The organism is Brevundimonas sp. (genome assembly GCF_027484365.1).
Classification (GTDB): Bacteria; Pseudomonadota; Alphaproteobacteria; order Caulobacterales; family Caulobacteraceae; genus Brevundimonas.
In genome coordinates this window covers 122,338-131,701 of the sequence record NZ_JAIXTC010000003.1, presented here as the reverse complement: position 1 = coordinate 131,701, position 9,364 = coordinate 122,338, and the positions used below count along the sequence as shown (strand labels likewise).

8 protein-coding genes are annotated in these 9,364 nt (G+C 69.6%); 4 read left to right on the top strand and 4 right to left on the bottom strand.

The window, feature by feature from the left end; translation table 11 throughout:
* Positions 1-195: 195 nt before the first annotated feature.
* Positions 196-1,389, top strand: coding sequence for a cation:proton antiporter (locus Q0044_RS01280; RefSeq protein WP_298158494.1), 1,194 nt, complete (start codon positions 196-198; stop codon positions 1,387-1,389).
* A gap of 19 nt (positions 1,390-1,408) precedes the next feature.
* On the opposite strand, the gene hutH is transcribed toward Q0044_RS01280, so the two are convergent.
* The 4 genes from hutH to hutG are packed head-to-tail and all read right to left on the bottom strand — an operon-like array spanning position 1,409 to position 5,851.
* The gene (gene hutH, locus Q0044_RS01275; protein WP_298158492.1) at positions 1,409-2,938 is read right to left on the bottom strand and encodes a histidine ammonia-lyase; all 1,530 of its coding nucleotides are present in this window, start codon (positions 2,936-2,938) and stop codon (positions 1,409-1,411) included.
* A 2-nt stretch (positions 2,939-2,940) separates the two neighbouring features.
* Positions 2,941-3,366 (bottom strand): hypothetical protein, encoded by a 426-nt coding sequence (locus tag Q0044_RS01270; RefSeq protein ID WP_298158491.1) that lies wholly within the window; start codon positions 3,364-3,366, stop codon positions 2,941-2,943.
* The gene (gene hutU, locus Q0044_RS01265) at positions 3,363-5,030 is read right to left on the bottom strand and encodes a urocanate hydratase (protein ID WP_298158489.1); all 1,668 of its coding nucleotides are present in this window, start codon (positions 5,028-5,030) and stop codon (positions 3,363-3,365) included. Before hutU ends, Q0044_RS01270 begins: the two co-directional genes overlap by 4 nt.
* An 11-nt stretch (positions 5,031-5,041) precedes the next feature.
* Entirely contained in the window at positions 5,042-5,851 is an 810-nt protein-coding gene (hutG, locus tag Q0044_RS01260) for an N-formylglutamate deformylase (RefSeq protein WP_298158487.1), read from the bottom strand.
* Between the two features lie 74 nt (positions 5,852-5,925).
* Between hutG and Q0044_RS01255 the strand changes: the two genes are divergently transcribed.
* The 3 genes from Q0044_RS01255 to hutI are packed head-to-tail and all read left to right on the top strand — an operon-like array spanning position 5,926 to position 9,235.
* Positions 5,926-7,305, top strand: a complete 1,380-nt coding sequence (locus Q0044_RS01255; RefSeq protein ID WP_298158485.1) for a formimidoylglutamate deiminase — start codon at positions 5,926-5,928, stop codon at positions 7,303-7,305.
* Positions 7,302-8,027 carry a histidine utilization transcriptional repressor HutC gene (gene hutC / locus Q0044_RS01250; RefSeq protein ID WP_298158484.1) on the top strand — a complete coding sequence of 242 codons (726 nt, stop codon included), beginning with the start codon at positions 7,302-7,304 and terminating at the stop codon, positions 8,025-8,027. Before Q0044_RS01255 ends, hutC begins: the two co-directional genes overlap by 4 nt.
* Positions 8,024-9,235 carry an imidazolonepropionase gene (hutI, locus tag Q0044_RS01245; protein WP_298158482.1) on the top strand — a complete coding sequence of 404 codons (1,212 nt, stop codon included), beginning with the start codon at positions 8,024-8,026 and terminating at the stop codon, positions 9,233-9,235. Before hutC ends, hutI begins: the two co-directional genes overlap by 4 nt.
* Positions 9,236-9,364: the final 129 nt, after the last annotated feature.

The following is a 9,364-nucleotide window of genomic DNA, read 5'->3' as shown; positions in this document are numbered from 1 at the left end:
GCACATGGCACTGGCCCTCCATCCAGGTCCACGCCCAGGCCCTCGCCCTCATCTTCGCAGGCGGATGCCGCCTCGACCGTACCAGCGAAACACTCCTCGCAGGACTCAGCGCCATAAGCCGGGGCCGGTAGACGCCCGAGGGGTCTGGCGTCCGCCTCAGGCCGCGCTAGTCTGGCGCGAAATCGCGGGGGGCGCATGAACACGACCGAAATCTTCCTGATCGCCCTGCTGCTGATCTTCAGCGTCCCCTATCTGATCTGGCGAGGCCTCCGGACCGAATACTACGCCCCCCTTGTCGTGGTTCAGATCGTCTGCGGCATCCTTCTGGGGCCCGGCGTCCTGGGGGCGATCTTCCCGGCCTACTACGGCTTCGTCTTCAACCCGCAGGTCATCGGCGCGCTGAACGGGGTCGCCTGGTGGGCGGTCATGATCTTCGTCTGGATCGCCGGTATCGAGCTGGACCTGAAACAGGCCTGGGCGAGCAGGGTCGAGACGGGGGTGACTTCGGGACTGGCGCTGTGCGTGCCGCTTCTGTTCGGATCGGTGGCCGCCATCGGTCTGTTGCGCTTCCCCGGCTGGGCCGGGCCGGACGGTCAGCCGTGGCAGGTGGTGCTGGGAATAGGCATGGCCTGCGCAGTCACGGCCCTGCCCATCCTGGTCCTGCTGATGGAGAAGCTGGACATCCTGCGCCGGCCTCTGGGGCAGAGGGTGCTGCGCTATGCCAGCCTCGACGACATCGCCATCTGGGGCGTCCTGGCCCTGATCCTGCTGGACTGGGACAGGGTCGGCCGGCAGGTCGTCTTCCTCGTCGGGTTCGCCGTCGCCGCCTATGCCGTCCGGGCCCTGATGAAGCGGCTGGAGGAGAAGGACCGCTGGTATGTCGGCCTGATCTGGCTGGCGGCCTGCGGCTTCGCCGGCGACTGGTCCGGCCTGCACTTCATGGTCGGCGCCTTCCTGGCCGGGGCGGTGCTGGATTCGGAGTGGTTCGACCGCAGACGGATGGACCTGTTCCGCGACCACATCCTTCTGGCCGTCATGCCGGTCTTCTTCCTGTCCACCGGGCTGCGGACCCAGTGGGATATGGGCGGGCTGGCGGTGTTTGCGGCGGCGGGCGTGCTGCTGGTCGCCTCGGTCGCAGGCAAGCTGGTCGGGGTCCACCTCGCCGGCCGGATCCTGAAGTGGGAGAAGGGCGAGGCCTCGATCATCGGCTGGCTGCTGCAGACCAAGGCCCTGATCATGATCATCTTCGCCAACATCCTGCTGGACAAGGGGATCATCACCAACACCGCCTTCACGGCCCTGCTGCTCATGGCCGTGGGATCGACCATGCTGACCATCCCGTTCGTGACCCCGCGCCTGAAGCGGTTCGCCGCTCGGGCCGGAGCCTGACACGCCCCCGGGTGGGGCTTCAGGCCGAGGGCAGCAGGTCGGCCGCGAACCGGCGATAGCGACCGGCCCGGACCGCGTCGGTCGCGCGGGCGATGTCGGGGGCGAAATAGTGGTCGCTGGCGTAGGCGGCGACCGCCTCGCGCACGATCGACCAGACCTGTTCCAGCGCCGGAGAGCTCTTCAGCGGCCGATGGAATTCAAGGCCCTGGGCAGCGGCCAGAAGCTCGATCCCGACCACGGTCGCGGTGTTCTCGGCCATCTCCAGAAGGCGGCGCGCGCCATGGGTGGCCATGGAGACGTGGTCCTCCTGATTGGCCGAGGTCGGGACGGTGTCGACGCTGCACGGATGGCTCAGCATCCGGTTCTCGGCGACGAGGGCGGCGGCGGTCACCTGGGCGATCATGAACCCCGAATTCAGCCCGCTCTCGCGCACGAGGAAGGCCGGCAGTTCACTCATCTTGGGATCGACCAGGATGGCGGTGCGGCGCTCGGAGATATTGCCTATCTCGCACAGGACCATGGCCAGCTGGTCGGCCGCGAAGGCCACCGGTTCGGCGTGGAAGTTGCCGCCGGAAATCACGTCGCCGTCCTCGATGAAGACCAGCGGATTGTCGGTCACCGCATTGGCCTCGCGCTCCAGCGTCGCGGCGGCGTTGCGGATGACGTCGAGCACCGCCCCCATGACCTGGGGCTGGCAACGCAGGGAGTAGGGGTCCTGCACCTTTGCATCGCCCTCGCGATGGCTGTCGCGAATGGCGCTGCCGGCCATCAGACCGCGCAGGGCGTCGGCGACGTCGATCTGGCCGGGCTGGTTGCGGAGCGCGTGGATACGGGCGTCGAACGGCGCGTCCGAGCCCTTCAGCGCATCGACCGACAGGGCGCCGACGGCGATCCCGGCGGCGAAGGCGGCCTCGGTCGCGAACAGTCCGGCGAGCGCGAGGGCGGTGGAGCACTGGGTCCCGTTGAGCAGGGCCAGGCCTTCCTTGGGCCCCAGGGTCAGGACCGACAGGCCCGCGCGCGACAGGGCGGTCTCGGCGTCCAGCGTCTCGCCCCGATGCCGCGCCTCGCCGACCCCGATCAGGACGCAGGACATATGGGCCAGGGGCGCCAGATCGCCCGAGGCGCCGACCGACCCCTTGGACGGAATACAGGGCAGGACGTCGGCATTGACCAGTCCGATCAGGGCCTCCAGCGTCTCGCGCCGGATGCCTGACGCCCCCTTCGACAGGCTGACGATCTTGAGGACCAGGATCAGCCGCACGACCGCATCGTCCAGCAACGGTCCAACCCCGCAGGCATGGCTCAGCACCAGGTTCTTCTGCAGCGTCTCCAGATCACCGGGGGCGATCGAGGTGTTGGCCAGCAGGCCGAAACCCGTGTTGATGCCATAGACGGTGCGGCCCTCGGCGATGATGGCGGCGACGGTCGCGGCCGAGGTCTCGACATCGGCCCAGGCGGCGGGCGCGACCTCGACCGTGACCGGTCCGTCGATGACCGCGCGCAGCTGGGCGAGGGTGAGGGGGGCGGAGCCGAGAACAAGGTGGGTCATGGCTACCGGGTGCAGGGGGTTTCGATGGGCCGCAAGATTAGCTTGGCGCTGTGGGGCGGCGGGGCGGATAAGCCAAGGAATTCGGTGTAGGGCAGGTTGGCGGAGACGCTGCCATGGGGCGGAATGCGAACCACCTCGCAGCCTCCGGGACAGTAGCCAACGTTGCGGTCACGGAGAGGGAAGCGCTCGCTATCGACATCAACGAACGCAATGTCCGACGAGAAGTGAATCCAGCCAGCGGAGTTGGGCCAGCTTTCAGACTCGATGCAGCGCTCGTAGGCGGATGGATTGGCGAGGCGTACTTCGAAGGCGTCGCTAGCGGGTGAAAAAGCAAACTCAAACGGCGGTCGGTCGGCGATCACCGGGAGGCTGGCGCAGGCGGTCACGACGAGCGCCGCGACGGAGCCGAGAAGCAAGGCTTTTGTCATTTGAGGCTCGGCAGGTTCAGGCCGTGCTCGCGCGAGGCGGCGCGGGCGATCTCATAGCCGGCGTCGGCATGGCGCATGACGCCCGTGGCCGGGTCGTTCCACAGGACGCGCTCCAGCCGCTTCGCCGCCTCGGGCGTGCCGTCGGCCACGATGACCACGCCGGAGTGCTGGGAATAGCCCATGCCGACCCCGCCGCCGTGGTGCAGCGACACCCAGCTGGCGCCCGAGGCCGTGTTCAGCAGGGCGTTCAGAAGGGGCCAGTCGCTGACCGCATCCGACCCGTCCATCATCGCCTCCGTCTCCCGGTTGGGGCTGGCGACCGAGCCGGAGTCCAGATGATCCCGGCCGATGACGATGGGGCCGCTGAGCTCGCCCGACGCCACCATCTCGTTGAACATCAGGCCCGCCCGGTGCCGATCGCCCAGACCGATCCAGCAGATGCGCGCCGGCAGGCCCTGGAAGGCGATCCGCTCCTCCGCCATGTCGAGCCAGCGATGCAGGCCGGCGTTGTCCGGGAACAGCCGCTTCATCGCCGCGTCGGTCTTCCTGATATCCTCCGGATCGCCGGTCAGGGCGGCCCAGCGGAACGGTCCGATCCCGCGACAGAAGAGCGGGCGGATATAGGCGGGGACGAAGCCCGGGAAGTCGAAGGCCTTGGCCACGCCCTGGTCGAAGGCGACCTGGCGGATGTTGTTGCCGTAGTCGGTGACCGGGATTCCGGCCGCCTGGAAGTCGAGCATGGCCTGGACATGGTCGGCGCAGGACTGGCGCGCCGCGGCCTCGACGGCGGCGGGGTCGGACACGCGTTTGTCCTCCCATTCGGCGACGCTCCAGCCCGCGGGCAGGTAGCCGTTGATCAGGTCGTGGGCGCTGGTCTGGTCGGTGACGAGGTCGGGCCGCACGCCGCGTTTGACCATCTCGGGCAGGACCTCGGCCGCGTTGCCGAGCAGGCCGACGGAGATGGGCTTTCCGGTGCGTCCGGCCTCTTCGATCAGCGCCAGCGCCTCGTCCAGGGTCCCGGCCATGACGTCGAGATAGCGGGTCTTCAGCCGCATCTCGATCCGGCTGCGCTGGCATTCGACGGCGAGGCAGGAGGCCCCCGCCATGGTCGCGGCCAGGGTCTGGGCCCCGCCCATGCCGCCGAGGCCCGCCGTCAGGATCCATTTGCCGGACCAGTCGCCGCCGTGATGCTGGCGGCCGGCCTCCATGAAGGTCTCGTAGGTGCCCTGAACGATGCCCTGGGTGCCGATGTAGATCCACGACCCGGCCGTCATCTGGCCGTACATCATCAGACCCTTGCGATCGAGCGCGTTGAAATGCTCCCAGGTCGCCCATTTCGGCACCAGGTTGGAGTTGGCGATCAGCACGCGCGGCGCGTCCTCATGGGTGCGGAAGACCCCGACCGGCTTGCCCGACTGGACCAGCAGGGTCTCGTCCGGTGCCAGGGCTCGCAGGCTATCGACGATCCGGTCGAAACTGGCCCAGTCGCGCGCCGCCTTGCCGATGCCGCCATAGACCACCAGGTCTTCCGGCCGCTCGGCCACCTCGGGATCGAGGTTGTTCATCAGCATCCGCAGCGCCGCCTCGGCGGCCCAGGTCCGGGCCGTCATCTCGATCCCGCGAGGCGCGCGGACGACACGGGTGTTGGAGGGGCTGGAGGTCATGTCGGATCCGGTCAGGCGTTTGTGGTGAAATCGATGCAGGCCTTGAGGACCGCGCGGAGATGTCCGCGCATCGGCCCGGCGCGTTCGGGCTCGTAGGGCGACGGCCAGTTGGCTTCCGACACCCCGCCCTCCGGGTCGAGGATGTAGCCACGGTCGGCCAGTTCCATCTGGATCGCATGCACGCCCGTGGCCGGCCGGCCGTAGTGCCGGGTCGTCCAGCCGCCCTTGAACCGGCCGTTCGTCACCTGCGACGGACCGCAGGCCGCCTCGACGGCGCGGGTCAGTCCGGGCGCGCAGGTCACGCCGTCGTTGTCGCCGATGTTGAACAGGGGCAGCGCGCCGTCGAACAGGCGCGGCACGACCGAACGGATCGAATGGGCGTCGTAGAGGACGACAGGCCCTGATGCGCCCAGCCGCTCGATCTGGGCCCGGATGGCGGCGTGATAGGGATCGAACCAGGTCGCGCGCCGTTCGGCGATCTCGGCCTCTGTCGGCTCCGCGCAGGGACGATACAGGGGTTCGCCGTCGAAGGTCTCGACGGGGCACAGGCCCGTCGTCGCCATGCCCGGATAGAGGGAGGCGCCGGACGGATCGCGATTCACGTCGATGACGCTGCGGCTGATCGCGGTGCGTACCGTCGTCGCCCCCATCTCCCCAGCGAAATCGTACAGCCGGTCGACCCACCAGTCGGCGTCCTTGCGGGCCAGCCAGGGCGAGACCATCCGGGCCTCGATCGCGGCGGGGATGTCGGTTCCGGTGTGGGGGAAGGCGACGATCAGGGGCGCCGATCCCTCGACGACGGTCAGCCAGTCTGTGCTCATTCCGGTCTCCCTCGCCAAATGCCCGACACGTGATATGTCTAGACATAGTGTTCTCACCCCGTCGGGATTGTCCAGTGTCGCAGACGCCGTTCGAAGGTCGCAGCCTGTGGTTCGACCAGGTCTTGCTGCCCGAAGGCTGGGCGCGCGATGTGCGGATCGCGATCGCGGACGGGCTGATCTCCGGCATTGAGGCGAGTACCCCGCGCGCGCCGACCGACGAGGCGCACGGGATCGCCCTGCCGGGCCTGGCCAATGTCCACAGCCACGCCTTCCAGCGCGCCATGGCGGGCCTGACCGAGGCGCGCGGGCCGGGGGGAGATGCGGGCGACAATTTCTGGACCTGGCGCCAGCTCATGTACCGCTTCCTCGACCGGGGCGGTCCGGAGGAGATCGAGGCCATCACCGCCTTCGCCTTCTGCGACATGCTGGAGGGCGGTTTCACCCGGTGCGCCGAGTTCCACTATCTGCACAACGACCCTGCCGGGGCCGCCTATGCCGACCCCACCGAACTGACCGGACGGATCGTCGCGGCGGCGGAAACGACGGGCATCGCCCTGACCCTGTTGCCGGTCTTCTACGCCCACTCGACCTTCGGCGGCGCGGAGCCGAACGAAGGTCAGCGGCGCTTCATCACCGACCTCGACGGGTTCGCCGATCTGGTCGCGCGCGGCCGGACCCTGACCGCGCGCCTGCCGGACGCGGTCGTCGGTGTCGCCCCCCACAGCCTGCGCGCGGTCACGCCGGAGGAACTTGCCGCCATGCCGGGACTGGCCGGCGACGGACCGATCCATATTCACGTCGCCGAACAGACGAAGGAGGTCGATGACTGCCTCGCCTGGTCGGGCGCGCGGCCGGTCGAATGGCTGCTGGCCCATGCGCCGGTCGACGGGCAGTGGTGCCTGATCCACTCGACCCATGTGACCGATGCCGAATGGCGCGGCGTCGCGAAGGCGGGCGCCGTCGTCGGCCTCTGCCCCCTGACCGAGGCCAATCTCGGTGACGGCATCTTCCCGGCCCAGGCCTTTGCCGAGGGCGGCGGGCGGTTCGGCATCGGCACCGATTCCAACATCCAGATCGGCGTCGCCGACGAGCTGCGGATGCTGGAGTATTCGCAGCGGCTGGCGCTGCGCGCGCGGGGCGTGATGGCGGACGCGCAGCGCTCCACGGGTCGCGCCCTGTTCGACCGCGGCCTGTCCGGCGGGCGTCAGGCGACGGGGGCGGAGGGCGGTCTCGCCGTCGGCCTGCCCGCAGACATCGTCGGCCTCGACGCGAACGCCGTCGGCTTCGCGGGTCGACAGGGCGATGCGGTTCTCGACAGCTGGATCTTCGGCGGCGAGCGGGCCGTCCGCTCGGTCTGGCGGCGCGGAAAACCGGTCGTCGTCGACGGCCGCCACATCGCCCGCGACGCCATCGAGGCGCGCTATCGCAAGGCGTTGTCGGTCGTCCTCGGATGAGCGAATCCACCACCCTGCACCGCCGCATCTACGACGACATCGAGGGCCGTATCCTGTCCGGCGAGTGGGCGCCCGGCGCGCGCATTCCGTTCGAGCATGAGCTGACCGAACGCTACGGCTGTTCGCGGATGACGGTGAGCAAGGCCATCTCGGAACTGGCCACGCGGGGTCTCGTCACGCGTCGTCGGCGGGCGGGAACGTTCGTCGCGCAACCGCGCGTGCACTCCGCCATCCTCGCCATCCCCGACCTGCGCGCCGAGGCGACGCAGCGCGGCCTGGCCTATGAATACCGGCTGCTGGCGCGCCGCGAGCGGCAGCCGACCGACGCAGAGCGCGAGCTGGCGGGCGGCGGCCTGTTGCTGGAGCTGGACGGCCTGCATCTCGGGGATGGAACGGCCCTGGCGCTGGAGCGACGCCTGATCGCCCTGTCCGCGGCGCCCGAGGCCGCGAGCGTGGATTTCAGCACGGCGCCGCCCGGAAGCTGGCTCCTCGACGCCGAACCCTGGACCGAGGCCGAGCATCGCATCTCGGCCGTGTCCGCCACGGCGCAGGATGCGCGTCTGCTCGGGCTCAAGGCCGGAGCCGCCTGTCTGTGCGTCGAACGGCGCACCTGGCGGGACGGGCAGGGGGTGACCCAGGTGTGGCAGACCTTCCCCGGCGACCGCTATGATCTGGTGGCCCGGTTCTCGCCCGGACGCGACGCGCGCGGAGACCGTGGATGAAGGCCGACCGTCTGATCACCGACTGCCATGTCGCCACGATGACCGACAGCGGCGCGGCCTATGGTGCGATCGAGGACGCCGCGATCCTGATCCACGACGGTCGCATCGTCTGGATCGGCCCCCGCGCCGACCTGCCCGCCCATGAGGCCGTCCGGACCGACCGACTCGACGGCCGCTGGGTCACACCCGGCCTGATCGACTGCCACACCCATCTGGTCTTCGGCGGCGACCGGTCGGGCGAGTTCGAACAGCGTCTGAACGGCGCCACCTACGAAGAGATCGCCCGCGCCGGCGGCGGCATCGTCTCGTCCATGACCGCGACCCGCGCGGCGTCGGAGGACGCCCTCTACGTCTCGGCCCTGACCCGCCTCCAAGGGCTCAAGGCGACCGGGGTCACCACGGTCGAGATCAAGTCCGGCTATGGCCTCGACCGCGACGCCGAGCTGAAGATGCTGCGCGTCGCCCGCCGTATCGGGCGCGAGGCCGGGGTCCGTGTCCGCACGTCATACCTGGGCCTGCACGCCGTGCCGCCCGAGCACCGGGCCGACCGTTCGGCCTATGTCGATCTGGCTATCGACGACATCCTGCCCGCCGCCCATGCCGAGGGACTGGTCGATGCGGTCGACGCCTATTGCGAGCCCATCGCCTTCTCCGACGCCGAGGTCTCCCGCCTGTTCGAAAAGGCGAGGGCGCTCGGCCTGCCCGTCAAACTCCATGCCGACCAGCTGTCGGACGGCGGCGGCGCGGCGCTCGCGGCCCGCTACGGCGCCCTGTCCGCCGACCATATCGAACATTCCAGCGAGGCCGGCGTCCGCGCCATGGCCGAGGCCGGGGTCGTCGCCGTCCTCCTGCCCGGCGCCTATCTGATGCTGCGCGAGACCACCCCGCCGCCGATCGAGGCCCTGCGCCGTCACGGGGTCGCCATGGCGGTCGCCACCGACTGCAACCCCGGCACCTCGCCGGTCGCCTCGATGACGGCCGCCCTGACCCTGGCCTGCGTCCAGTTCCGCCTGACGCCGGAGGAGGCCCTGGCCGGCGCCACCCGCCACGCCGCCCGGGCCCTGGGTCTCGCCGACGAGATTGGCACCCTCGAACCCGGCAAGGCCGCCGACCTCGCCGTCTGGGACATCACCCGCCCGGCCGAGCTCTGCTACTGGCTCGGCAAGCCCATCCTGCACGCGCGCTATGTCGGGGGCGATCCGTCCTGAGGGGGATGGGCAGGCCGTTGAGGGTTTCGCCTCACAACCTTGAGCCAGATTTTGATGAGGCTCCGCAAGCAAGGCTCGGGACGCCTTGCGCGTGTCCGCCGCTTCTCGTCGATTGGCCAGCTACGAATA